We start from the raw sequence: 24,863 nt of genomic DNA on the forward strand, positions 1-24,863 counted from the left end.
GCGCTTATGCACCCTGACCTTTCCAGCGCGCTCGCCGGCGCCGTCCACGCGAACATTGCCACGAACGATGCGGTGTGCGCGGCCCTCACGCCCGCCATGATGGACGCCGTCACGCCCGGCGGGGGGTACACCGTCGCGCAGCACCTCGCGCACATGGCAGCGTCCACGAAACACTGGCTGGCGGAACTGGACGACGCGGCGGGCGCGCCCCTGCCGGACCTGTACGACCTCGCGCCGGACGGCACGCCCGTCGTGCACACCGACCCGGTCCGCGCGGGCGTGGTGCTGCGTGAGACGTGGCAGGCCACGCTGGACGCCGTGACACGCGCGCCGGACCGGGGGGCGCTGCCGCACCCGAGCGCCACGCAGTTCCTGATGCACATGCTGGTGCACGACGCGCACCACCGCGGGCAGCTGCTGCTGGCCCTGAAGGCCGCCGGGCACCCCCTGCCGGATGACGCGGCGATGTGGCGCGACTCCTGGCGGGGAGGGGCATGAAGGCCAGCGGCGACGCGTTTCGCGCGCGCGTGCTCGCCGCGGTGCAGGGCATTCCGAGTGGGCGCGTCATGACGTACGGCAGCGTCGCGGTGCTCGCCGGGCATCCCGGCGCGGCCCGGCAGGTCGGGTTCGTGCTGCGCGGCCTGCCGGACGCGGCGGACGCGGACGTGCCCTGGCAACGGGTCGTGAACGCCTCCGGGGGGATCAGCACGTACCGCGTGGGCGCGGGGGAGTTGCAGCGCGCCCTGCTGGAGGCCGAGGGCGTGGCGTTCAGCGCAGCGGGCCGCTGTGACCTGCGCGTGTACGGTTGGTGGCCGCCGGACGCGCCCGGCTGACCCGGTCCGGGCGGCGTGGAGCGCGAAAAGGCAGGCCGGACGCGGTCGCGTCCGGCCTGCTGTGCCGGGAGGGGGCGCGGGGCGCGCGCTGAACCTCGGCCTTTACTTGCTCATCGGGTAGTAGTAGTTGCCGCTGAACAGGGGGTTGTTGATGCGGCCCTTCACCCAGTCGCGCTGCACGGCGTACGAGGTCGTCTGGTACAGGGGCACCAGGACGGCGTCGTCGTAGGCCATCTGCGCGATCTCGTTGTACAGCGTGGTGCGGCGGTCGTTGTCGGTTTCCGCGACGGCCTGCGTGATCAGCTTGTCGAACTCGGCGTTCTTGAAGCCGATGTTCTGGGGGTAGTTGCCGTTGCTTTCGTAGAACGGCTGCGCGAAGTTGTGCGGGTCGGCGTAGTCGGCCTGCCAGCCGCCGAACCACACGGTCATGCGGTGCGCGGCAGCGTCGGCGAGGATGCTGCTGAACTGCGCTTCGCGCACGTCCACGTGGAATTTCGGGTTGATCGCCTCAATGTTGAGCTTGAGGATCTCGGCGGCCTTCTGGCGGTTGGCGTTGCCGCTGTTGTAGAACACCGGCACCGTGAAGCCCGCGTCCCACAGCTTGCCGCCCCACGCCTTCTTGAACAGGTCGGTGGCGGCGTCACGGTCGAACTCGTACTTGAGGGGGCTGTTCTCGTCGTAGGCGGGGAGGCCCTTGACGAGGATGCTGTTCATCTGGATGCCCGCGCCGAGCAGCTGATCCTTGATGTAGCCCTGGTAGTCGAAGCTCTGCGCGAAGGCCTTGCGGACGTTGGCGTCGCTGAAGAAGTTGGCGGGAATGCCCTTCTCGTCCAGCTTGCCGCTGCCGGTGTAGCCGGTGCCCTGGATGTTGAAGTTCATCAGCATCAGGCCGACGTTGAGGGTCGGGATGTTGTCCGTGACGGTGACGTCCTTGAGTTCCTGGAAGCTGGCGAGCTGGTTGCGGGGGTAGGCGCCGACGCTGATCATGTCGGCGTCGCCGGCCTTGAGGGTCTGCACGGCCGTGGACGGCTCGTTGACGCTCTTCACGACGACGGTGGCGAGCTTGGGCTTCTCGCGCCAGTAGTTGTCGTTGCGGGCCATGATGACCTGCTGGCCCTTGTCGTAGCGCTGCACGACGAACGGGCCGCTGCTGACCGGGGGCTTGTCGAGGAACTTGCTGTCGCTGAGGGGCTTGCCGATCCAGGCTTCCCAGTTGTTGCCGGTGCCGTCCCATTCGCCGGCGGCGACGGCGGCCTTCTTGCTGTAGATGGTCGCGGCGGTGTGCGCGAGCACAGACGTGAACGGCGCGAACGGCTTGGGCAGGTTGATGACGACGGTGTCCGCGTCGGGCGTCTGAATGGCCTGATCCAGCTGCTGGAAGCCGACAGGGCCGCCCTTCGTGATGGGCGCGGCGTTGCCGACGATGGGTTCGAGCAGCAGCGCGGCGGGGCCGTCGTCGGCGCTGGTGATCATCTGGCGCATCAGGCTGTATTTGACGTCTTCGCTGGTGACGTCGCTGCCGTCGCTGAATTTCGCGTCGGGGTTGAGCTTGATGGTGTAGGTTTTGCCGCCGTCGCTGATCTGCGGGAGGTCCGCGGCGAGCAGCGGGTCAAAGTCAGTGGCGCTGTCGCCCTGCGGGAAGTACAGGGTTTCCGCGGCGTTCTGCAGGATTTCACCGCAGGCGGTGTCGTAGCAGTGGACGGGGTCGAAGCCGCTCCAGTCACCGATGGTGAGGTTGACGAGCGTATCGGCGTTTTTCACGCCCTGGCCGCAAGCACCGAGCAGCAGGCTCAGGGCGACCGTTCCAAGAAGCAGGGGGGACTTCTTTTGAATTTTCACCGAACCAATATGCAGTAGGGTATGCAGGGAGAAGGTGAATGAGCGTACTTTGCTGTCATTTGTAAAAGTCGTTCATACCCAAATCTCATGAACACGAACTGATCTGACCTGAGGACCGCATGAGGTTCCCACAGCGGGGGCCTGGGCAGGCCCCCGCTGTGGGAACCTCAGACCGGCAGCCGCCGCAGCAGGTTCGCGGTCTCCACCACCGCCAGCACGGCCTCCACGCCCTTGTTCCCGGCTTTGGTGCCTGCGCGCTCAATGGCCTGCTCGATGGTGTCCGTCGTCAGCACACCGAACGCAAGGGGCACCCCCGTTTGCAACATCGCGTTCATGATGCCGTTCGCAGCGCCGCCCGCCACGAAGTCGTAATGGTCCGTCGCCCCGCGAATCACGGCGCCCAGGCACACCACGCCGTCATACGCGCCGCTCTGCGCTAGGCGCTGCGCCACCAGCGGCACCTCGAACGACCCGGGCACGACCACGTGCGTCAGGTCCTCCTCGCGCCCGCCATGCTGAACGAACGCCGTCACAGCGCCCTCCACCAGCCGGTCCACCAGGAAATGGTTCCAGCGGGTGCTGACCACCGCCAGTTTCAGGTCAGTGGCGATCAGGTTCGCTTCAATACGTTTCATGTGACTCCTCCAGAGGTTAAGCGTGCCCGCCGAGCGGGCGCGACCGGGCGCCGACCTTTTCGGCGCCCGCGTTGGCTTTACAGCAGGTGCCCGAGCTTGCGGGCTTTCGTGCCCAGGTACACCGCGTTATGCGCGGAGTGCCCCGCGTGCACCGGCACGCGCTCCACCACCTCCACGCCCGCGGCACGCAGGCCGGACAGCTTGCGCGGGTTGTTCGTCAGCAGGCGCGCGACCGGCACGCCCAGCAGGCGCAGCACCTCTGCGCCCGTCGTGAAGTCCCGCGCGTCCGCAGGGAAGCCGAGGCGTTCGTTGGCCTCCACAGTGTCCGCGCCGGCGTCCTGCAGCGCGTACGCACGGATCTTGTTCAGCAGGCCGATACCGCGTCCCTCCTGCCGCAGGTACACCAACACGCCCCGGCCCTCCGCCGCGATGGCCGCGAGGGCCGCGTCGCGCTGCGCGCCGCAGTCGCACCGCAGGGAGTGCAGCGCGTCGCCCGTCAGGCACTCACTGTGCAGGCGCACCAGGGGCGGCGGCCCCGTGACGTCACCCATGACGAGCGCCACGTGCTCTGCGCCGGTCCGCGCGTCCTCGAAGCCCACCAGGCGGAACTCGCCGTACGCGGTCGGCAGCGCGGCGGACGCGGCCACCCGCAGCGTCAGCGGTGCGTCCGCGTCAACCGCGGGGTCGTGCGCCTCGCGGTACGCGATGAGCTCCGCGATGCTGCCGATCAGCAGGCCGTGCGCCGCCGCGAACCGCTGCAGGTCCGGGAGGCGCTGCATGGTGCCGTCCTCGTGCAGGACCTCGCAGATCACGCCGACCGGCGCGAACCCGGCGAGGCGCGCCAGGTCGCACGCGGCCTCGGTGTGGCCGGGGCGGCGCAGCACGCCGCCGTCGCGCGCCACCAGCGGGAAGATGTGCCCGGGGCGGCGGAAGTCGCCGGGCGTGGCCGCGTCGTCTGCGAGGGCCGCGATGGTCGCCGCGCGGTCGAACGCGCTGATGCCGGTGCTGTTGCTCACGTGATCCACACTCACCGTGAACGCCGTGCCGTGCGGGTCGGTGCCCGCGCGGACCATGGCGGGCAGGCGCAGACGCTCGGCGCGGTCCGCGCCGAGCGTCACGCAGATCAGGCCGCGGCCGTGCCGCGCCATGAAGTTCACCCACGCGGGCGTGCAGGTCTGCGCGGGCATCAGCAGGTCGCCCTCGTTCTCGCGGCCCTCGTCGTCCACGACAATGACGGGGCGGCCCGCGCGGAGTGCCCCGAGCAGGTCCGGGATGCGCGCGAGACTCATGCGCGTCCCCCCGGCGCGTCGGCGTGCAGGCTCGGCGCGAACGCGATGAGCCGCTCGACGTACTTCGCAAGCTGGTCCGCTTCGAGGTTCACGCGTGCGCCCGGCGTCCAGTCCCGCGCGGCCGTGACGTCCAGGGTGTGCGGCACGAGCCACAGCGTGAACTCGTTCGCCTGGAGGTCCGCGCGGCTGCCCGCAGGGCCGCCCACATCCACGACCGTGAGGCTCACGCCGTCCACGGTGACGCTCCCTTTCGGCACGAAGTACCGCGCGAGCCGCTCGGGCGCGCGGACGATCAGGGTGTACGCGCCGGGCTGCGCGTCGAGCGCGCAGATCTCGCCGACGCCGTCTACGTGGCCACTCACGATGTGCCCGCCGAAGCGGGCGTCGGCGCGCATGGCGCGTTCCAGGTTCACGAGCGCGCCTGGCGTCCAGCGCGGCGCGGTCTTCGCGAGGGTTTCTTGGCTGAGGTCGACGGTGAAACCCGCGTCGCTCCAGCCGGTGACGGTCAGGCACGCGCCGTTCACGGCGACGCTCTCCCCCAGCGTCAGGTCCGTCCAGGGGGCGTCCGGGGTGAGGGTGAGGGTCAGGTGGCCTTCGTTGGGTTCGGCGCGCGTGATGCGGCCGGTCGTTTCCACAATGCCAGTGAACATGGTTATTCCTCCGCCCGCGCGTCCACGCGGGGAATGGCCGTCAGGAAGCCTTCGATCAGCACGTCCGTGCCGACGCGTGTGGCCTGCACGTCGTGCAGGGCGCGGGGGGCGTGCGCGGCCGGGCTGGTCAGAGCGGGCAGGCCCGCGCCGAGCAGCGTCGGTGCGATGAACGCGCGCACCTCGTCGATCAGGTCCGCCGCGTAGAGCGCGGACGCGAGGCGCGCGCCGCCCTCCAGCAGCAGACTAGTGACGCCCAGGGCGCCGAGGCCCTGCAGGGCCTCGTGCAGTGTGGGAGCGCGCAGGACGTGCGCGCCCGCCGCCTCGTGCGCGTCGGTGCGGGCGTCCGGGCCGGTCACGAGGACCGTGCCGGGCCGCAGGGCGCGGGCGGTGGTGGGCGTGCGGGCGTGGCGGTCGAACACGATGGGGCGCGGGTCACGCCCGCCGGGCACGCCGCGCGTCGTGAGGTGCGGGTCGTCCGCGAGGACCGTGCCGACGCCGACGGCGATGGCGTCGAATTCGTTGCGCCAGGTGTGCACGAGCGCGCGCGCGTCGGGGCCGCTGACCGGCAGGGGGCGCGCGTCGTCCGCGCTGATTTTGCCGTCGAGGGTGGCGGCGTACTTGTACACCACCCAGGGTCGCCCGCGCGTGATGAGGCTGCGGAAGCCGGCCTGCTGGCGCACGGCGGCGTCCGCGAGCGGCCCGACGTGCACGTCGAGGCCGTGCGTGCGCAGCCGCGCCACGCCGCGCCCGGCCACCACGGGGTTCGGGTCGAGGGCCGCGACGACGACGCGCGCGACGCCCGCGCGAATCAGGGCGTCCGCGCAGGGTGGGGTGCGGCCGGTGTGGCTGCACGGTTCGAGCGTGACGTACGCGGTGGCGCCGCGCGCACGCACACCGGCGTCCTGCAGCGCGAAGACTTCCGCGTGCCCCTGGCCGGCGCGCGGGTGGAAGCCGCGCCCGACGACCTCGCCGCCCGCGACGATGACGCACCCGACGGGCGGGTTGGGGGCGGTGCGGCCCAGGCCGAGCGCGGCCTGCTGGAGCGCCTGGTGCATGAAGTGCACGTCTGGGGGCGCGGCGGGCGGCCCGTGGTGGTCGGGCGCGTGAGGCCCGACTGACCCGGACACGCCCCGGTGGGGAATGTCGAACGGTGGGTACAGTGATGTCGCCGCCCGCTGGGGTGCGGGTCGGCTCCCTCCTTCTTCCATCCGGACTGCGCTCCAGCGGGCGGGCACGCCGCGGAGTGCGGGTGCGCGCGCGTTGTGGCTTCACCGTCGGCCTCAGGGTTTCACTGAGTCGGGCCTGGTCGTGGTGCAGTTTGACCGGGCTTCGCAGGCTGACGCCCGCACGCGGGCGATCACTGCCGGTGGGGAGTTTCACCCCGCCCCGAAAGAGGACTGGCACGTAACGTGCCGCAGAGACGCTACCACGTGGGCGGCGGGGGCATTCGTGATGTTCAGACCAGGTTCACGCTTGGCACCGGTTCCATAACGGCGGCGTAAGATGAGCGCGCAACCATGAAACGATTCGCGACGCTGCTGACGTTCGCGCTGACCGCCCAGGCGGTCGCGCTGACCGGCCCGGCCTTCCCGGCTGTGCCTGCCCTTCCCGCCCTGATCGCTCAGGCCGCCGCGACCCTCACGCCGGCGCTGCCCATCGCGCAAAACGTCCTGCGCGTCCGCTACGTCCGCCCGGACGGGCAATACACCGGCTGGGGCCTGCACGTCTGGGAGGACACCACCGCCGCCGTCGAGTGGGCCAAACCCCTCGCGCCCACCGGCATCGACGCGAACGGCGCGTACTGGGACGTCCCACTCAAAGCAGGTGCCGCGAAGGTCGGCTTCATCGTGCACAACGGCGACGAGAAGGACCCCGGCGCGGACCTGTTCGCGGACCCCGGCCAGGGCCGCGAGGTGCTCGTCCGCAGCGGCGTGGCGGACTTCACGTACGTCACATCGGACGCGCCCGTGCCGGACGGCGTGGCCCGCCTGCACTACCACCGCCCGGACGGGCAGTACGACGGGTGGGGCCTGCACGCCTGGGAGGACACCACCGCCACCGTCGAGTGGAGCAAACCCCTCCCCCCCACCGGCACGGACGCGTTCGGCGCGTACTGGGACGTGCCGCTCAAGGCGGACTGGGCGAAACTTTCATTCATCGTGCACAAGGGCGACGAGAAGGACCCCGGCGCGGACATGCGCCTGGAGCGCACCGCCGGGAACCAGGGGTGGATCGTGAGCGGACAGGACCAGGTGTACACGCAGAAACCCGACGTGACCGTGCGGCAGATCGGCGACCTCACGAAGCAGCAGGCGCACTGGCTCACCCGGGACCTGATCGCCGTGAAACCCGAACTGGTCGCGGATGGCGCCATCGTGAACCTGCATTACAGCCTCACCGGCGACCTGAAGCTCACCGCGGCGGGCGTGCAGGGCGGCCAGACCCTCCCCCTGATTCCCGTGCCGGGCGGCCTGAGCGCCGCCCTCAAGGCGAAGTACCCGCACCTCGCCGCGTACGCGCTCGTGCAGGTCCGCCCGGAAGAGGCCGCGCAGGTCCCCGGCGCGCTGCGCGGCCAGCTGGCCGTGAGCAGCACGCGCCTCGACGACACGCTCGTGGACGCCACCGGCGTGCAGACGTACGGCGCGCTCGACGACCTCGACACGTACACGGGTCCGCTCGGCGCGCAGTGGCAGGGGAACAAGCCGACGTTGCGGTTGTGGGCGCCCACCGCGCAGGCCGTGAAGCTGCACGTGTGGCTGGACGGGCAGGAGCGGGTGCTGCCCATGGTGGCGGGCGCGCAGGGCGTGTGGAGCATCGCCGGGGACGCCACCTGGAACGGCGCGTCGTACGTGTACGAGGTGAAGGTCTTCGCGCCCAGCACCGGCAAGGTCGAGACGAACCTCGTCACGGACCCGTACTCGCTGGCGCTCACGCGCGGCAGCGCCCGCTCGGTCCTCGTGGACCTGAACGACCCGGCGCTGAAACCGCCGGGCTGGGACGCGCTGAGAAAGCCTGCGCTGGCAAGCGCGTCGGACCTGAGCTTCTACGAGCTGCACCTGCGGGACTTCAGCGTGGACGACGCGACCGTACCCGCCGCGCAGCGCGGCACGTACCTCGCGTTCACGCAGGCGGGCAGCGCCGGCATGCGGCACCTGCGGGCCCTCGCGGACGCCGGCCTGAAGGCCGTGCACCTGCTGCCCACCTTCGACATCGCCACCATCAGCGAGGACAAAGCCGCCTGGAAGACCCCCGGTGACCTCAGCCGCCTCGCGCCGAACAGCGACGCGCAGCAGGCCGCCGTGAACGCCGTGAAGGAACAGGATGCGTACAACTGGGGGTACGACCCGTACCACTACATGGTCCCTGAAGGCAGCTACGCCGTGAACCCCGACGCGCGCACGCGGGAGTACCGGCAGATGGTCATGGCGCTGAACGGCGCCGGGCTGCGCGTTGTTCAGGACGTCGTGTTCAACCACACGAACGCGTCCGGGCAGGCGGAACGCAGCGTCCTGGACCGCATCGTGCCCGGCTACTACCATCGCCTCGACCTGAACGGCGCCGTCACGAACAGCACCTGCTGCAGCAACACCGCCACCGAACACAACATGATGCGCAGACTCATGGTCGACACGCTCGTGCTGTACGCCCGGCAGTACAAGATCGACGCCTTCCGCTTCGACCTGATGGGCCACCACATGGTGGAGGACCTGCGCGCCGTGCGCGCGGCCCTCGACGCCCTCACTGTCCAGAAGGACGGCGTGGACGGCCGCAGCGTCTACGTGTACGGCGAAGGCTGGGACTTCGGGGAGGTCGCGCAGAACGCGCGCGGCGCGAACGCCACGCAGCGGAACCTGTACGGCCTGGGCATTGGCACCTTCAACGACCGCATCCGCGACGCGATTCGCGGCGGCAGCCCCTTCGGCGGCCTGCAGGACCAGGGCTTCGCGACGGGCCTCGTGTCGCTCCCGAACGGCCAGCCGCAGAACACCGACAAGGCGCGGCTGCTGCGCCTCACGGACCAGATCAAGGTCGGCCTGAGCGGCAACCTGCGCGACTTCACGTTCACGGACTCCGCCGGGAAGAAGGTCACGGGCGCGGGCGTGGACTACAACGGCCAGCCCACCGGGTACGCCGCCAGCCCCCGCGAGGCAATCAACTACGCCTCCGCGCACGACAACCAGACGTTGTTCGACGGCGTGCTCCTGAAAGCCCCCGTGAACGCCACCACCGCGCAGCGCGTCCGCATGCAGAACCTCGCGCACAGCCTCGTGCTGCTCGGTCAGGGCCTCCCGTTCAGCCAGGCGGGCGACGACCTGCTGCGCAGCAAGAGCTTCGATACGGACAGCTACAACAGCGGCGACTGGTTCAACATGATCGACTGGACCGGCCGCGACAACGGCTTCGGGCGGGGCCTACCACCCGCCGAGAAGAACGCCGCCCAGTGGGACCTGTACCGCCCGCTGCTCGGCAACGCCGCCCTGAAGCCCACCCAGGCGGACGCGCAACGCGCCGCCGACCACTACCGCGAGATGCTCCGCGTGCGCTACAGCACGCCGCTGTTCCGCCTGCCGACCGCGCAGGCCGTGCAGCAGGCCCTGACATTCCTGAACGCCGACCCGGGCGTGATCGTCATGAAGCTCAGCGGCAGCCAGGGCCCGTACCGCAACGTCGTCGTCGTGTTCAACGGCACCGGCACCGCCACGAACGTGCGCGACGCGGCGCTGAACGGCCTGAAGCTCGATCTGCACCCCGCGCTGCAGAAGAGCAGCGACGCCCTCGTGCGGACCAGTAAGGCCTCGAACGGCACCCTGAGCGTACCGGCCCTCACCACAGCCGTGTTCGTCGGGAAGTAACGGACCAGGGGAGCGCAGCGGCCAGCGCTCCCCTTCCCCGCCCGTTGAGGGCTGCGCCACAGCGCCCATCCCAGCGGGGCCCGATTCCCCTGAGACTGGGGCTACTTCACTTTCGGGAGGTGCTGCACGGAGAACCACCCGGTGCCGTCCGCGTCGATGCGGGTCCCCCCTTCCCACCGTTCGCCGTCCTCACTTTCGAAGATCGCGTGAGCGGTAAAGGACGTGTCGCGCTGCAAGCGCTCACAGGGATCCTGCACGCGTCCCGAGGACAGGTCGTCCGCGTCGGGCGTCGGGTGCGCCGCGCCGGTCATGGTCTGGCCGTCCAGCGTCCACGTGCCTTTGATGCCGGTAAGGTCCTTCATGCCCGTGAGTGTAGGCGGCGGCGCGCGCCGGTAACAGGGCGGGCCGCGGATCGCAAGGGCAGATGAAGCCCCGGGCAGCCCAAGAACTTCAGGCGGTCATCACTGGCCTGACGTGGTGGGTCGCGTGCGGAGCACCTGCAGCACCCAGGTGCGCGCGGCGGCGTGCAGGGCGTCCTCGTCGCCGTCCGCGAAGGTGAGGTGCGCGAGCGGCTGCTGGCGTCGCCCCAGAGTGACGTGGTGGACCTTGCCGTGCACGTGCCGCTCGCAGCTGAAGTAATCCTCGGTGCTCAGCAGCACGAGGCGGCATTCGTACCGGTCGCCGGGCAGGGGGCGCGGCACGGAGTGGTTCGCGGGAAAGTCGCACGCCCGCAGCTGCGCGGTGAGGTCCGCGAACAGCGCCGTGACGGCCCGGTCGAGGGCGGCGCGGGCGTCCGCATGCGCGATGTCGTGCCGGGCCTGCTGGCGGTTCAGGGTAAGGGCCGCCTGCTCGCGTTGTTCGCGCAGGGCCCGCAGCTGCCCCTCAAAATCCGTCATGCGCTCAAGCTACCGGACGCTTTCTTGCCATTTCCTGAATGAACGCCGCAGCGCGCTTTACGTTTCGGGGCGGCGCGCGCGACGATGAACGTCACGCATGCGGCCCCTCATGTCCCCTCTTCCCTCTCGCCAGTTCAGGGGGCGCGCGTGGCAGTGAAACGCGACCCGCCGGTGACGCCGCCCGGGTTTCTGGCGACGCATGACCTGAAAGAACGCGGGTGGACGCCGCGCCTGATTCGCGAGTTCCTGGGCGCGCACGACGCGGAGCGCCCGAACGGCCTGAAGATGGGCCGGCGGCGTCTGCCGCCCGTAAAGCTGTACGCGGAGGAGCGCGTGCTGGACGCGGAGCGTGAGGAGGCGTTTCTGGTGGCGCAGGCGCGCGCGATGGACGCGCGCGAGCGGGCGGAGCGGGCCATGCGGACGCGCCGCGCGAACCGCGAGCGCGCACTCGAGGAGGCGGCAGCCTCATGGCACCCGCAGGTGGACGCGCGTCCCCTGCGCAAGGGCGCGGTGCGGCAGGCGCGGGCGGCGCACGCGGACACGCTGGACGCCGCGCAGCGCCGCCTGGAGCGGACGTTGACGCGCGTGACGCCCGCCGAGAGCAAGCAGTTGCGGGCGCTGCTGAGCCGACGGCTGGACGCGGCGCTCGCGGCAGCGTACCCGTGGTTTCCGGTGCCGACGGTGGACACGGGCGCCGCGCGGCCCATCGAGGACCCCTGGGCGGACTGGGACTAAAGTGCGTTTGTTAACGTCGACGAGCAGCTGATATTGAGAGTTTTCCGCAGTAACCTTCGCGCGTGAGTTTACGGTGGATGCCGCTATTGATCAAACCAGACCACGAGTCGGACATGCTGCGGCTGATATGCCTCGGCGAGGGTTGTCATCAGGGCGAACAGAACGTTCCACCCTGAGCGGGCGTTTGCGTCAGGCAAGGGTTGAAGCTGGCATTCATCCCAACGGAACCAGGTCGGCCGCTCTACCTTGACCCACTCCTTCACCTCAGCCGCAACGTGTGGGGAGATATCCTCTGGAAGCCCACGACCAGCAAATGCTGTTGGAGTCCCTATTGACCGAACTCCGAACCACGTGTCGAACAGGGCGTAATCCCGGTCCATGAATGGACTCCCCACAATCACGGCATCCCAGCAGCCGTCGTCGGGGTCATAGACCTCCACCCAACCATGTGCATCAGTGGCCATCATTGACCGCCTGACGGAAGGGTATTCCGGTCCAGCAGGACAGCTGATGCCGACCAGCGAAGAGGTCGGGATTTCAAGGCCAGGAAGCGCTGGGAAAATCTCGCGCCAACCGACGGAGCATCAAGCGAATCATGGCCAGATACACCAACACCTCAGTGGTTGCTGGAAGAGCCTCGTAATCCTTGGACAACCGACGGCATTTTCCGAGCCATGCGAACGTCCGCTCCACCACCCAGCGGCGGGGCAAGACGTGAAACGTCTTGCTGGGATCCACGTCCTCAACCAAGTCTGGTGTGTAGCGTTTGGCCTGTCGCCACCAGGGGTAAACAACTTCGACCAGTAACCCTGCGCTGTCTTTTGCCCATCTGAGAAAGCCGCCGGTCTAACCCTGGTCCGCCCAGATCTTCTCCAGCTTCGGGTACGTCTGCCTGACCCCGTCAAGGAGAAGTTTGCCGCCTTCACGATCCTGGACATCTGCGGGATGCACGACGACCTTGAGCACAAGGCCCAATGTGTCCACCAGGATGTGGCGCTTGCGTCCACTCACCTTCTTGGCGCCATCAAAACCCCGGGTGCCGCCTGCTTCCGTCGTTTTGGCACTTTGACTGTCGATGATCCCTGCGGTGGGCTGTGAATCACGGCCAGCAGCGATGCGAACGTGTTCCCGCAGCACATCGTGGATATGCTTGAATACGCCGCGCAGGCGCCACTTTCGATACTGCGCGTACACCGTGGTCCAGAGCGGAAAGTTGAGCGGCAGAAGTCGCCAGGCACAGCCCGTCTTCAGCACGTACAGCATGGCATTCACGAGCACTCGCGGCGAATGGACGCGCTGGCGTCCGGTGGGTCTTGGGCCAGGCATTAAGGGTTCCAGCAACCCCCATTCCAGGTCCGTCAGATCTGAACTGTACCCCGCACTCGTCATGCCTCACAGTAGGATGAAAAGCACGTCTGACACATGTTTAACACGTTTACACACGCACTTTAGCCCGACGTAACGGACTCTTGCTGTACGAGCGGTATCGATACGCGCCCAACAGGCTTCCCTGTCACCTCAGCAACTCGAAAAAGTATGGGCCTCCTTCAGCTTCTGGGACCCTCCAACCTTTCAGCTGCATCCAGCGCTGGTGAACCGCGAACACGTCGTGTGCAGTCCCTGGCACAAACTCGTGCCAGCGGGCTTCTTGCCGGTGGGGGTAGAAAAGCAGGCTCAGCATCGCGCCATGAAGAGCGATTTCAACGCCTTGTTCATCATCGTCAACTTCGGGGTACGCCGCCCGTACAGCTCGAAGTGCTTCCCAAGAAGCGCCTGACACAGCCTCAAACTCTTCGGCGTCGATGAACACTTCCGATGCGATGGCATTAAGGCAGCCCTTGATGAGTTGACGATCTTCGGGCGAGAGTCGCTCGTGCGCCATAATGCAATCCTACGCAGGGCTTCATAAGTTAGCGAGCGACTGATGTGTTTAAAGAGTGTGAAGCCGGGCGGGGGTCAGGGCGCGCAGGGCGGGCAGCCCGAGGAGCGCGCCGACGCCGAGCAGCGCGAGCGTGATGGGCCAGCCGAGTTCGGTGCGCAGCAGCGGTGTGAGGGCGACGGTGACGGCGGTGAGCAGGAAGCCGAGGGCCATCTGGGCGGTGAGGGCCGTGCCGACGAGCGCGGGGGGGCGTGCTCGCCGACGAGGGCGCTGTACTGCGCGCTGTCCGCGATGATCCAGAAGCCCCAGATGAGCGCGACGATCAGGATGAGTGTGGTGGGGGCGTGCGCGGCGGTGAGCGCGGCGAGGCTCAGGGCGCTCCCGCCGGACAGGGCGAGGCTGAGGGTGATGAGGCGCGCGCGGCCCCAGCGGTCCGCGAGGACGCCGCCGACCACGCAGCCGAACGCGCCCACGCCAATGACGGCGAAGGTGGCGAGCGCGGCGGCGCCGGCGGTCAGGTGGCGGGTTTCGCGGAGGTACACGCCGAACCACGCCCACATGGCGTACAGCTCCCACATGTGCGCGAGGTAGCCGAGCGTGGCGAGGCGCACGGCGCGGGGCCGCAGGGCGCTGAGGGCGTCGCGCGCGGTGACGGGCGCGCCGGGCGTGCGGTGCGGCCCTTCGGGGGTGCGGGCGGCGAGCAGGCCCCCGGCAGCGGCCATGACGGTGGTGGCGAGGATGACGGTGCGGGCATCGGCGCCGCCGAGGGCGTTGACGAGGTGCGGGATGGCGCCGCCGAGCGTGAGGGCGCCCACGAGCGTGCCGAGCGCGAAGCCGCGTCCGCGCGTGGCGTACCAGGCGGTCATGGCTTTGAGCGCGGGCGGGTACACGAGCGCCAGGGCCGCGCCGGTGAGGGCGCGGGCGGTGAACAGCACGGCGGTGTGGTCGCTGAGCAGCAGGGCGTTGCAGGCGGCGGCGCCGAGGGCGCCCAGCAGGATGAGTGTGCGCGGCGCCACGCGGTCCGCGAGGCTCAGGCCGGCGCTGAGGGTCGCGCCGAGCACGAAGCCGAGCTGCACGGCGACGGTGAGCCACGCGCTGGCGGCGTCGCCGAGGGCGTGCTGCGCGCGGAGGTGCGGGAGGATCGCGGCGGCGCTGAACCAGGGGCTGAGGGTGAGGACGATGGCGAGCGCGAGGCGCGCCAGGGCGGACGCCGCCGGGGACATGGGGGTCAGCATACGGCGCCGTTCCGGTCGGAGTTACGTTCGTGGGGCGTGGGCGCGCGGTACGGTGGGCGGCATGACGGATTCCACGATGCGTGCGCTCGTTGTCGAGCAGCTTGGCGGCCCTGAAGTTCTGCAACTCCGTGACGTGCCCGTGCCGCAGCCCGGCGCGGGTCAGGTGCGCGTGAAGGTGGAGGCTGTGGGCATCAACTTCGCGGATGTGCTGGCGGTGCGCGGGGAGTACCTGACGCGCACGCGCCTTCCGATGACGCCCGGCATGGAGTTCGCGGGGTCGGTGGACGCGCTTGGCGAGGGCGTGATGGGCTTCAGCGTGGGGCAGCGCGTGGCGGTGCTGGGCGGCGTGGGCGGCCTGGCGGAGTTCGCGGTGGTGCCGGCGGGCGCGTTGTTGCCGGTGCCGGAGAGCCTGAGCGCGCCGGAGGCGGCGGCGTTCCCGGTGTCGTATCTGACGGCGTTTTTCGCGCTGAGCACCCTCGGGTATAGCCGCGCGGGTGAGTGGGTGGTCGTGCAGGCGGCGGCGGGCGCGCTGGGCACCGCGAGCGTACAGCTCGCCAAGAGCATGGGCCTGAACGTGATCGCGTTGGCGAGCAGCGACGAGAAGCTGCAGGTCGCGCGTGACCTGGGCGCGGACGTGACGTTCACGTCGGACACGGCGGACCTGGTGGACCGCGTGCGCGAGGCGACGGGCGGGCGCGGCGCGAACCTGGTGCTGGAGGTCGTGGGCGGCAAGGGCTTCCAGGGCAGCCTGGATATGCTGGCGCCGCGTGGGCGCGTGATCGTGATCGGCGCGGCGAGCCGTGAGCCGTCCACGCTGCGTCCGGTGGAGCTGATGAAGCGGAACCTGACTGTGACGGGCCTGTGGCTCACGAGCCTGATGCAGGATCCGGAGGCGGCGCGCGAGGCGGTGGCGTTCCTGACGCCGCTGCTGGCGAGCGGGCAGGTGCGCCCGCAGGTGGGGCCGACGTACGCGCTCGCGGAGACGGGGCAGGCGTTCGAGGACCTGCTGGGGCGCCGCACGACCGGCAAGGTGATTATCGAGCCGCAGCGCTGAGCGGCGCCGCGTGAGGCTGGCGCCACCCAACGGTGGCACCGGCCGGTTACGGGTCCGGCCGGCGCGGACTGGAGGCCACGTGGGCTGCGAGGTCCGCAATGACGTGGCGGTGGCTGGGGTGCGGTTCGACGCGGCCAGTCATGACGACGACCAGTTCGAGGTCGGGGAACACCGCGAGGTACTGACCGCCGTAGCCGGTGGCGTAGAGGCCAGGGGGTTCCGGGGGGCCGGGCAGCCACCAGAGCCAGCCGTAGCGCGGCAGGCCCTCCATGAAGGCGTAGCCTTCGACCCACGGGCGGGTCATGTGCTTGATCCAGCGTGCCGGCACGAGGGTGTGGCCCTGCCACTGGCCTTCCTGCAGGACCAGCTGGCCGAGGCGCAGCAGTTCGCGGGGCGTGAGGTGCAGCATGCCCGACGCCCACACGCGGCCCTGCGGGTCCCTGGGCCAGGGCCGTGCGGGGATGCCGAGGGGTGAGAGCAGCGTGTCCTGCAGGACACGTTCGAGCGGCTGTCCGGTCACTCGGGCGAGCAGCGTGCCGAGCAGGTGCACGCCGGCGTTCGAGTAGTGGAATTCGGTGCCGGGCTCTGTTCGGAGCGTCTGCGTGAGCGTGAAGTGCACGGGGTCGGCGTTCAGGAACCAGGCGTCGTCGTAGGCCGGGTTGGTGATTTCCGAGGGGAGGCCGGACGTCATGGTCAGCAGGTGCCGCACCGTCACCGCGTGCCAGCGGGGGTCGGTGAGGGTGCGCTGGGCGTCAGGCCAGTCCTGCAGGATGGGCTGGTCGAGGTGCAGCAGGCCGCGCCGCACGACCACGCCGGTCAGCAGCGACACCAGGCTTTTGGTGATGGACTGCGTGTCCTGCGCCTCGTGCGCCTGGATGCCGAAGTACCGCTCGAAGGCCAGCTGGCCGTGCCGGGCGACGAGCAGGCTGGTGGCGTGCGGCCGTTGCGCCGTGAGGTGCCGTTCGGCCTGCTCCAGCCGTTGGGGGTCCAGGCCCACGGTGTGGGGCGGCACGACGGGCAGGTCATGCGGGTGGCCTTGGTGGGTCATGCGCGCCTCCCTGAATACCGGACGGCCACAGCGCCCGGTGTGCTGGGGGGCGCTGTGGCGTCCTGATGTGGTTCAGCTCTTGAAGCCGTGCGGGTGGGTGCGGTGCCAGTCCCAGGCGGTGCGGATGATTTCGCGCAGGTCCGTGAACTGCGGCGTCCAGTGGAGTTCCTGCTGGATGCGGTGGCTGTCGGCGACGAGGCTGGGGGGGTCGCCGGCGCGGCGGGGGGCGATTTCGCGTTTGAGGGGCGTGCCGAGTACGTCGTCGACGGCGTCGAGGACCTGGCGGACGCTGAAGCCGTGGCCGAGGCCGACGTTGTAGGCGTTGCTGGGGGCGCCGTCCAGCAGGGCTTTCACGGCGAGGACGTGCGCGTCGGCGAGGTCGGCGACGTGGATGTAGTCGCGGATGCAGGTGCCGTCCGGGGTGGGGTAGTCCTCGCCGAAGATCATCATTTTCTCGCGCTGGCCGAGGGCGGTGAGCAGCGCGAGTTCGATCAGGTGCGTTTTGTTGGGGTGGTCCTCGCCGATCTGGCCGCCGGGTTGCGCGCCGCACACGTTGAAGTAGCGGAGTTTGATGTGGCGGATGCCGTGCGCGCGGTCGAAGGCGTTCAGCATGTGTTCGGTCATGAGTTTTGTTTCGCCGTACACGCTGGTGGGCGCCTTGGGGGCGTCTTCGGGGATGGGCGTGCTCTGCGCGTCGCCGTACACGGCGGCGGTGCTGCTGAACACGATGGGGGCCTTGACGGTTTCGGCGTTGGCTTGCAGGAGGTTGAGGCTGCCGGTGACGTTGTTGCGGTAGTAGCGGGCGGGCTCCTTCATGCTCTCGCCGACCTCGATGAGTGCCGCGAAGTGCACGATGGCGTCCGGGCGGACGCGCGCGAGGGTGTCTTTGACGGCGCTGTAGTCGAGCAGGTCGACCTGCGCGAGGGTGGCGCCGTCCGGGAGGGCTTCGGCGTGGCCGCTGCTGAGGTTGTCGAGGACAGTGACGGTGTACCCGGCGCGTTGCAGCGCGCGGACGGTGTGGCTGCCGATGTAGCCGGCGCCGCCGGTCACGAGGAGGTTCATGCGGTCACTTTAACCGCCTGTGCGGGGGGCGGGGCCGGTGGTCAAGCGAAGTTCAAGGTGGGTGGGGAGCGTGGGGGGGCTGGGGGCGGGGTCGCCGTGCAGCAGGGCGAGCAGCAGTTCCCCGGCGGCGCGGCCTTTCGCGGCGTGGTCCTGGTGGACGGTGCTGAGGCCGGCGAGGGCGGCGCCGGGCACGTCGTCGAAGCCGAGGAGGCTGAGGTCCTCGGGGACGCGCAGGCCGAGGGCGCGGGCGGCGCTGAGGGCGCCGAGGGCGATCTGGTCGCTCATGCACAGCAGCGCCGTGGGGCGGTCGGGGGCGCTCAGGAGGGCGTGCGCGGCGGCGGCGCCGCCTTTGGGGGTGTTGCGGGGGGCGCGGTGCACGCCAAGGGGGAGGTGCTGGGCGTAGCCGCGCAGGCGTTCGCGGGTGGGGTGGGAGTCGGTGGCGTCCTCGCCGGGGAAGGCGAGGACGGCGGCGCGGGTGTGCCCGAGGGTGCGGAGGTGGGCGCTGGCGGCGGCGGCGCCGCCGGCGTCGTCGATGCGGACGGTGGGGTGGTCGTCGCCGAGGCCGTCGTGGTCCACGAGGACGAGGGGGGTGGGGCGGTTGAGGGCGGCCTGCATGGCGGGGTCGCCGGCAGCGCAGTACAGGATGAAGCCGTCGACGGCGGCGGTCATAACGGCCCGCGCGTCGTTGGGGGCGGGCAGGAGGGTGAGGTTGAGGCGTTCGGTCTGGACGGCGCCGGCGACGCCCTGGAGGAAGAGACCGGCGGCGGGGTCGGCGAAGGCGTACTGGAGGTCGTCGCCGTACAGGACACCGATGTTGCCGGTGCGGCCGCGGCGGAGGTTGCGGGCGGCGGGGTCCGGGCCGGTGTAGCCGAGGGCGTGGGCGGTGTCGAGGACGCGCTGGCGGGTCTGGGGGTTGATCTGGTCGGGTCGGTTGTAGGCGTTGCTGACGGTGGCGACGCTCACGCCGAGCGTGCGGGCGACATCCTTGAGGGTGGCGCGCTTCGGGCGGGCGGGCGGCATGGGTTCATGCTACGGGATGGGGTGGTGTAGGGAACACTCGTGGGGGTTGTCGCCTCCTACAATCTGAAACGATTCAGTCGTGACCGAGGCCCCCATGACCCACACCACCCACCCAACCCCCGCCCTCCACGCGCACCACGCCACCTGGCTGGTGTTCTTCCTGTGCGGCGTCCTATATGCCTCCTGGGTCGTGCACATCCCCGCCGTGAGCGCCCGCCTGCACCTCACCCCCGCCCTGCTGGGCAGCCTGCTGCTGCTCATCGCTGTCGGCAGCCTGCTCAGCATGACCCTGGCCGGGCACCTCACCGCCCGCCACGGCAGCGCCGCCACCACCCGCGCCTTCGCGCTGATCAGCGCCTTGTTGCTTCTGCCCCCGCTGATCGCCCCGGACGCCGTGACGCTCGGTCTGGCGCTGTTCGCGTTCGGCTTCGCGAACGGCGGGCTGGACGTCGCCATGAACGCACAGGGCGTCACCGTCGAACGCACCCTGCAGCGCCCCACGCTCAGCGGCTACCACGCCGGGTACAGCCTCGGGAACCTGGCAGGCGCCGGCCTCGGCAGTCTCCTGATCAGCGCGGGCGTCACCGCCGTCCCCCACGCGCTCAGCGTGAGCGTCGTCATGCTCGCGCTGGCACTGCTCACCGGCCCTCGCCTGCTGCGCCACGACCAGCGCAGCGCGGACGCCGCCCAGCAAGGCCCGGCCGCGCGCCTCTCCCCCGCCCTGCTGCTCACCGGGCTGCTGTGCCTGCTCGGCATGCTCGGCGAGGGCGCCATGGCCGACTGGAGCGGCCTGTACTACCAGCAGGTCCTGCACGCACCCGCCGCGCTCACGGGCCTGGGCTTCATTGCCTTCACGTGCACCATGACGCTCGGCCGCGTGTTCGGGGATCGCCTGCGCGCGCAGCTCGGCGACCTGACGGTCGTGCGCGGCGGCGCGCTCATCGCCGGGGTGGGCCTCGGCGCGGCCCTGCTGACCCGCGACCCGGTCCTGACCGCCCTGGGCTTCGCGGCGTTCGGGGTGGGCGCCGCGAACGTCGTCCCCGCGCTGTACGGCGCGGCCGGGCACGTCGGCGGCGGGCCGGGCATCGCGCGCGTCGCCACGCTCGGGTACCTGGGGTTCCTGGCGGGCCCGCCGCTGCTGGGCTTCGTGGCGCAGGGGACCAGCCTGCCGGTCGCGCTGGCGCTGGTGGCGGGCGCGGCGCTGATCATCGCGGGCCTGTCGGGCCGCGCCCTGCAACCCGCAGCGTAAACCGAAGGGGCGGGGCGCCAAACTCGGCACCCCGCCCGCCCTGCCCCCGGCCCTCAGCGGGGTTCTTGCGTGCGGAACGCCAGCAGTCCTAGCGCCGTGAAGCCCACGAACGTCACGGCGGTGAGCAGCAGCGCCGGGGTGTGCAGGGTCGGCGCGCCGCTGCCCAGCGCCAGCGGGTAGGACCACGGCAGGAACTTCCACGCGACCGCGTTGCTCAGGGCGTACGCGGCGCCCGCCGAGCCGACCAGCGCCGACCCGATGGTGATGGGCCAGCGGAAACGCCACGAGAGCCCGATGGCGAGCGCCGCCATCGGCAGGGCCCCCAGGCCCGCCCAGCCGGCACTCCGCGCGAACTGCTTGAGGGCGGCGCCGTCCAGGATGCCCGCCAGGCCCGCGACCAGCGCGTACGCGCCGACCAGCACGGCGGTGCCGAGCGCGAGCAGCGCGAGCAGCGCCGCGAGCTTCGACAGGTACACGCTCGCCCGCGACACGGGCTGCGTCAGCACGTGCTTCAGGTGCCCGTCCTCCAGCGCGACCACCTGCGCGCCGAGGATGGCCGTGCCGAGCGGCAGGGCCGTCGCCACCCACAGCCCCAGCATCAGCTGGGACAAGCGCTCCAGCCGCGCGGCGTCCGCCACATGCCCGAGCCGCAGCGCCAGGAACCCCATCACGCCGATCAGCAGCGGCACACCCACGGCGAGCAGCAGCGTCGGCGTGCGCCGCAGCTTCAGCGGTTCGACCATCAGGGCCCTCAGCATGCGCGGGCCTCCGGGGCGCGCACGAGGTTCAGGAACAGCTCCTCCAGGGTGTGCGTGGTGGCGGCCAGTCGGGACACGCGGTGTCCGGCCCGCACCAGCGCCTCGTTCACGTCGGCGCTCACGCGCGGGTCCGGCAGGACCACGTCCGCGCCGTCCACGCGGGCCGCGTGCCCGAGCTGCGCGAGGTGCACGGCCGCCTCGGACGGCTGGTCGGTCGTGACGCGCAGTTCCGGGTGGGCCTGCGCGCGCAGGTCCGCGAGGGTCCCCTCGAAGCGGGTCGTGCCGTCCGCGACGATGCCGACGTGCGTGGCGACCTGCTCGATCTCTGCGAGCAGGTGGCTGGACAGCATGACGGTCAGGCCCCGTTCGGGCAGCGCGCGAATCAGGTCGCGGACCTCGCGGATGCCCTGCGGGTCGAGGCCGTTGGTGGGCTCGTCGAGCAGCAGGAATTCCGGGCGGCCCAGCAGCGCCGCGGCGATGCTCAGGCGACCGCGCATGCCGAGGCTGTACCCGCGGACGGGCCGGTCGGCGGCGTCCGTCAGGCCGACCAGCGCGAGCACCTCCGGGAGTTCGCGGGCGTCCGCGCCGCGCAGGCGCCGCGTGACCTCCAGGTTCTCGCGGCCCGTGAGGTGCGGGTACGCGCTCGGGGCCTCCACGAGCGCGCCCACGCGGGCCAGGGCGGCGCGGTGCAGCGGCTCGCCGAACAGGCGCACCGTGCCGCTGTTCGGGCGGGTCAGGCCCAGCATGGCGCGAATCGCGGTGGTCTTCCCGGCGCCGTTCGGGCCGAGGAAGCCGTAGATCTGGCCGCGCCCGACCGTGAGGGTCAGGTCGCGCAGGGCGTGCACGCGGCCGTAGCGTTTGGTCAGGTGGCTGACCGTGAGGACGTCGTTCATGCCTGCACGGTACGGCGCGGGGGACGCGCGCAGCGTCCCCCTTTGGATGCATGGGCTTTACCGGGTGCCCGGGTCAGTGTTCCACGTGGATGTGCGGGAGGCGGCGGTCCAGCCAGGGGGGCAGCCACCAGTTCCAGCGGCCCGCGAGCTTCAAGAAGGCGGGCACGAGCACGAGGCGCACGACGGTGGCGTCCAGCAGCACCGCGACCGCGAGGCCCAGGCCGATGCTTTTGTTCGCCACGACGCGCCCCACGATGAACGCGCAGAACACGATGAACATGATCAGCGCTGCGGACGTGATGATGCGCGCGGTGCGGCCCACGGCCAGCACGACCGCCTCGTCGTTCGGGACGCCGCGCAGCACCTCCTCATGCACGCGTGAGAGCAGGAAGATCTCGTAGTCCATGCTCAGGCCGAACATCACGGCGAACAGGATGAGTGGCAGGGTGCTGTCGAGCACGCCCACGTCCTGCGGGATGCCGAGCGGCCCGGCAAGCACGCCGCCCTGCACGACGAGCGTCACGACGCCGTACGCCGCGCCGACCGTCAGGGAGTTCATCAGCAGGCTCTTGAGCGGCACCAGCAGGCTGCGGAAGGCGAGCATCAGCAGCACGAACGTCCCAGCGAACACCGTGAGGATCGCGGCGGGAATGGCGTTCGTGATGGCGCGGCTGAATTCGCGCTCGCCGATGGGCGCGCCGCCCAGCAGCGCGCGCACACCCGCGCCCCGCAGGGCCGCGCGGAGCTTCGCTTGGAACGGGTCGATCTGGTCGGCGCGCAGGTACCGCTCGGGCAGGACGGTCACGCGCAGGTAACGGCGGTCGTCGCTGACGGACCGGCGCGTGAGCGTGGCGAGCGCCTCCAGGCTGCTGCCGAGGGTGGTGCCGGTGCGCAGTTGCTCGGGCGTGACGAACGGACTCACGACGGTGTGCACGCCTGGCACGGCCCGCAGGCGGTCCACGGCAGCCCGGAAGGTCGCGCGCGTGTCCGGACCGTACCGCTGGCCCGCGCCGAGGTCGATGATCACCTCGAACGAGGAGAGCACGCCGCCCGCACCGAGCGTCTGCACGTCCTTCAGGGCCGCGCGGGACTCCACGTTCTCCGTGAGGCCCCACGCGCCCGCGTACCCGGTGCGCATGTTCAGGGCGGGCGCGGCCAGCAGCAGCAGCAGCGCGGTGCTGGCCACCACGGCGAGCCACGGGCGGGCCGTGACGCGCCGCGCGAACACCGTCCACGCGGCGCTCACGCCGGCGTGCTGCGCGAAGGGCGCGCGCAGCAGCCGCGGGCTGTTCACGCGCTCCCCCAGCAGGGCCAGCAGGGCGGGCAGCGCGGTCACGCTCGCCAGGACGGTCAGCAGCACTGCGAGCACCCCGCCGATGCCCATGCTGCGCACGAACGCGATGGGCGGCACGATCAGGGCCGCCATGGCCACCGCGACGGTCAGGCCGCTGAACATCACGCTGCGTCCGGCGGTGAGGGCGGTGCGGTACGCGGCGGCGCGCGCGTCGTGGTCACGGGCGAGTTCCTCGCGGTATCGGTTCACCATCAGCAGGGCGTAGTCGATGCCCGCCCCGAGGCCCAGCAGCGTGATGACGCTCTGCGCGAAGGTGCTCACGTCCGTCAGGAACGTCAGGCCGTACAGGCATCCGAGCGCCACGGTGATGCTCAGCACGCCGATCACGAGCGGCAGGCCCGTGGCGACGAGCGCGCCGAACACCAGCAGAAGCACCACGCCCGTGAGTGGCAGCGCCGCGAATTCACTGCGTTTCGTGTCGTTTTCCGCGAGGGCGGTGAAGTCGTCCGCGATGGCCTGACCGCCGGTCACGCGGACGCCCAGCAGCGGGGGGGCGCGCTCGGCGAGCGCGCGAATGCGCGCCAGGGTCTCGCTCGCGCCGTCCCCCACCGGAATGAACGCGACGCTGAGGGTGCGGCGCTGGTCCGGGCTGACGGTCGGGTACACGCTCTGTGCGTCGTACGGCACGACGCGGGCCACGCCCTGCACGCCCTCCACAGCGCGCATGAACGCCGTGTACACGCGCCGGAAAGTGGGGTCGCTGGTGGGCACGGCGCTGCGCGTGACGAGCAGGACGCTGTTGGTGCTGCCCTCGCCGAAGCGCTCGGCGAGCAGGTTCGTCACGCGGGTGCTTTCGGCGTTCGGGAGGCTGCCGGGCGTGGCCGTCAGGCGGGCGGGCGTGCGCGCGGCGAACGGCGCGCTGAGGGCCGCCACGAGCGCCCACAGGATCAGCACGGCCCACGCGTGGCGGGTCACGAACCGGGCCAGGGTCTGCATGCCTGCAGTAGAGCACGCACCCGGACGTGCGCATGTCCCCGCGAAGGTACGCTGAGGGCATGCTGGACCTCGTGCCTGCCGCGCGCGCCTTCGCGCTGCCGTACTACGCCGAGCCGCACCGCGCGTACCACACGGCGGCGCACGTGGAGGCGATGCTCGAAGCCCTGCGCGTCCGGCGCGCCCTTACGCCCACGCTGGAGCTGGCCGCGTGGGGCCACGACCTCATCTACGACCCGCGCGCCACAGACAATGAGGCGCGCAGCGCGGACGTGTTCGGCGCGTGGCTCACCGCGAATGGCGCGCCCGCGCCGCTGGCCGAGGAGGTGCGCGCGCTGATTCTCGCCACGACGCATGACGCGCCGCCGTGTTCGCTCGCGGCGGCATTGTTCGTGGACGCGGACCTGAGTGTGTTCGGCGCGGACGAGCAGGCGTTCTGGGCGTACGAGCGGCACATCCGTCAGGAGTACGTGCAAGTGCCGTGGCTGGTGTACCGCACGGCGCGTATGCGGGTGCTGCGGCAGTTTCTGGACCGCGAGCCGCTGTACCGCACGCCCGCCTTCGCGGACCTGGAGGTGCCCGCGCGGGTGCACCTGCGGGCCGCGCTGGGGGCGCTGCGGCGCCGCTGGCGGGCGTAAACGAAGGCAG

General features: G+C 70.8%; 22 protein-coding genes, 1 pseudogene and 1 riboswitch. Of the genes and pseudogenes, 7 read left to right on the forward strand and 16 right to left on the reverse strand.

The features are described from left to right. Positions 1–6 precede the first annotated feature (6 nt). Positions 7–498 carry a DinB family protein gene (locus DEIMA_RS13720; RefSeq protein WP_013557867.1) on the forward strand — a complete coding sequence of 164 codons (492 nt, stop codon included), beginning with the start codon at positions 7–9 and terminating at the stop codon, positions 496–498. After that, complete coding sequence (locus DEIMA_RS13725; RefSeq protein ID WP_013557868.1) at positions 495–833, forward strand: MGMT family protein; 339 nt, start codon at positions 495–497, stop codon at positions 831–833. The genes DEIMA_RS13720 and DEIMA_RS13725 overlap by 4 nt, the downstream gene beginning before the upstream one ends. A gap of 102 nt (positions 834–935) precedes the next feature. Here DEIMA_RS13725 and DEIMA_RS13730 read toward each other — a convergent pair whose 3' ends face one another. The 5 genes from DEIMA_RS13730 to ribD form a co-directional block, all read right to left on the reverse strand. Next, positions 936–2,672, reverse strand: a complete 1,737-nt coding sequence (locus DEIMA_RS13730) for an ABC transporter substrate-binding protein (RefSeq protein ID WP_013557869.1) — start codon at positions 2,670–2,672, stop codon at positions 936–938. A gap of 167 nt (positions 2,673–2,839) precedes the next feature. Next, positions 2,840–3,307: a 6,7-dimethyl-8-ribityllumazine synthase gene (ribH, locus tag DEIMA_RS13735; RefSeq protein ID WP_013557870.1), complete on the reverse strand. Its 468-nt coding sequence runs from the start codon at positions 3,305–3,307 to the stop codon at positions 2,840–2,842. A gap of 77 nt (positions 3,308–3,384) precedes the next feature. Then, on the reverse strand, positions 3,385–4,596 hold the full coding sequence (locus DEIMA_RS13740) for a bifunctional 3,4-dihydroxy-2-butanone-4-phosphate synthase/GTP cyclohydrolase II (RefSeq protein ID WP_013557871.1): 1,212 nt from the start codon (positions 4,594–4,596) through the stop codon (positions 3,385–3,387). Continuing rightward, positions 4,593–5,246, reverse strand: coding sequence for a riboflavin synthase (locus tag DEIMA_RS13745; RefSeq protein WP_013557872.1), 654 nt, complete (start codon positions 5,244–5,246; stop codon positions 4,593–4,595). Before DEIMA_RS13745 ends, DEIMA_RS13740 begins: the two co-directional genes overlap by 4 nt. Before the next feature lie 2 nt (positions 5,247–5,248). Further along, positions 5,249–6,301 (reverse strand): bifunctional diaminohydroxyphosphoribosylaminopyrimidine deaminase/5-amino-6-(5-phosphoribosylamino)uracil reductase RibD, encoded by a 1,053-nt coding sequence (gene ribD, locus DEIMA_RS13750; RefSeq protein WP_043816783.1) that lies wholly within the window; start codon positions 6,299–6,301, stop codon positions 5,249–5,251. A gap of 137 nt (positions 6,302–6,438) precedes the next feature. Continuing rightward, a riboswitch (FMN riboswitch) is annotated at positions 6,439–6,644 on the reverse strand. Positions 6,645–6,763: 119 nt separating this feature from the next. On the opposite strand from ribD, the gene pulA reads away from it, so the two are divergent. Further along, entirely contained in the window at positions 6,764–10,099 is a 3,336-nt protein-coding gene (gene pulA, locus DEIMA_RS13755) for a pullulanase-type alpha-1,6-glucosidase (RefSeq protein ID WP_013557874.1), read from the forward strand. A 101-nt stretch (positions 10,100–10,200) separates the two neighbouring features. On the opposite strand, the gene DEIMA_RS13760 is transcribed toward pulA, so the two are convergent. Both DEIMA_RS13760 and DEIMA_RS13765 read right to left on the reverse strand, forming a co-directional pair. After that, the gene (locus DEIMA_RS13760) at positions 10,201–10,461 is read right to left on the reverse strand and encodes a hypothetical protein (protein ID WP_013557875.1); all 261 of its coding nucleotides are present in this window, start codon (positions 10,459–10,461) and stop codon (positions 10,201–10,203) included. A gap of 99 nt (positions 10,462–10,560) precedes the next feature. Beyond that, positions 10,561–10,995, reverse strand: a complete 435-nt coding sequence (locus tag DEIMA_RS13765; RefSeq protein WP_013557876.1) for a hypothetical protein — start codon at positions 10,993–10,995, stop codon at positions 10,561–10,563. 147 nt (positions 10,996–11,142) lie between these two features. On the opposite strand from DEIMA_RS13765, the gene DEIMA_RS13770 reads away from it, so the two are divergent. Continuing rightward, complete coding sequence (locus DEIMA_RS13770) at positions 11,143–11,730, forward strand: hypothetical protein (protein ID WP_013557877.1); 588 nt, start codon at positions 11,143–11,145, stop codon at positions 11,728–11,730. Positions 11,731–12,267: 537 nt separating this feature from the next. On the opposite strand, the pseudogene DEIMA_RS13775 reads toward DEIMA_RS13770, so the two are convergent. From DEIMA_RS13775 to DEIMA_RS13780, 3 genes and pseudogenes are all read right to left on the reverse strand, one after another. Continuing rightward, a pseudogene (locus tag DEIMA_RS13775) lies at positions 12,268–13,119 on the reverse strand (IS5 family transposase). 124 nt (positions 13,120–13,243) lie between these two features. After that, positions 13,244–13,612 (reverse strand): hypothetical protein, encoded by a 369-nt coding sequence (locus DEIMA_RS18000; RefSeq protein ID WP_148234968.1) that lies wholly within the window; start codon positions 13,610–13,612, stop codon positions 13,244–13,246. A 74-nt stretch (positions 13,613–13,686) separates the two neighbouring features. After that, positions 13,687–14,832, reverse strand: coding sequence for an MFS transporter (locus DEIMA_RS13780; protein WP_169311946.1), 1,146 nt, complete (start codon positions 14,830–14,832; stop codon positions 13,687–13,689). 73 nt (positions 14,833–14,905) lie between these two features. Between DEIMA_RS13780 and DEIMA_RS13785 the strand changes: the two genes are divergently transcribed. Further along, positions 14,906–15,898, forward strand: coding sequence for an NADPH:quinone oxidoreductase family protein (locus DEIMA_RS13785; protein WP_013557879.1), 993 nt, complete (start codon positions 14,906–14,908; stop codon positions 15,896–15,898). 46 nt (positions 15,899–15,944) lie between these two features. Here the strand turns inward: DEIMA_RS13785 and DEIMA_RS13790 are convergent, their stop codons facing one another. The 3 genes from DEIMA_RS13790 to DEIMA_RS13800 form a co-directional block, all read right to left on the reverse strand. After that, positions 15,945–16,946, reverse strand: a complete 1,002-nt coding sequence (locus DEIMA_RS13790; RefSeq protein WP_013557880.1) for a serine hydrolase domain-containing protein — start codon at positions 16,944–16,946, stop codon at positions 15,945–15,947. A 72-nt stretch (positions 16,947–17,018) separates the two neighbouring features. Further along, positions 17,019–18,008: a UDP-glucose 4-epimerase GalE gene (galE, locus tag DEIMA_RS13795; protein WP_013557881.1), complete on the reverse strand. Its 990-nt coding sequence runs from the start codon at positions 18,006–18,008 to the stop codon at positions 17,019–17,021. Positions 18,009–18,017: 9 nt separating this feature from the next. Then, positions 18,018–19,028, reverse strand: a complete 1,011-nt coding sequence (locus DEIMA_RS13800; protein WP_013557882.1) for a LacI family DNA-binding transcriptional regulator — start codon at positions 19,026–19,028, stop codon at positions 18,018–18,020. 94 nt (positions 19,029–19,122) lie between these two features. Here DEIMA_RS13800 and DEIMA_RS13805 point away from each other — a divergent pair, with 94 nt between their 5' ends. Beyond that, positions 19,123–20,277: an MFS transporter gene (locus DEIMA_RS13805; protein WP_013557883.1), complete on the forward strand. Its 1,155-nt coding sequence runs from the start codon at positions 19,123–19,125 to the stop codon at positions 20,275–20,277. A gap of 53 nt (positions 20,278–20,330) precedes the next feature. On the opposite strand, the gene DEIMA_RS17040 is transcribed toward DEIMA_RS13805, so the two are convergent. From DEIMA_RS17040 to DEIMA_RS13820, 3 genes are all read right to left on the reverse strand, one after another. Continuing rightward, complete coding sequence (locus DEIMA_RS17040; protein ID WP_013557884.1) at positions 20,331–21,035, reverse strand: ABC transporter permease; 705 nt, start codon at positions 21,033–21,035, stop codon at positions 20,331–20,333. Then, a complete protein-coding gene (locus tag DEIMA_RS13815; RefSeq protein ID WP_013557885.1) occupies positions 21,029–21,928 on the reverse strand; it encodes an ABC transporter ATP-binding protein in 900 nt (299 codons plus the stop codon). The genes DEIMA_RS17040 and DEIMA_RS13815 overlap by 7 nt, the downstream gene beginning before the upstream one ends. Positions 21,929–22,001: 73 nt before the next feature. Further along, positions 22,002–24,218: an MMPL family transporter gene (locus DEIMA_RS13820; protein ID WP_013557886.1), complete on the reverse strand. Its 2,217-nt coding sequence runs from the start codon at positions 24,216–24,218 to the stop codon at positions 22,002–22,004. 59 nt (positions 24,219–24,277) lie between these two features. Between DEIMA_RS13820 and DEIMA_RS13825 the strand changes: the two genes are divergently transcribed. Continuing rightward, positions 24,278–24,853, forward strand: coding sequence for an HD domain-containing protein (locus DEIMA_RS13825; protein ID WP_013557887.1), 576 nt, complete (start codon positions 24,278–24,280; stop codon positions 24,851–24,853). Positions 24,854–24,863: the final 10 nt, after the last annotated feature.

It is taken from the genome of Deinococcus maricopensis DSM 21211, assembly GCF_000186385.1.
Lineage (GTDB): Bacteria > Deinococcota > Deinococci > Deinococcales > Deinococcaceae > Deinococcus_B > Deinococcus_B maricopensis.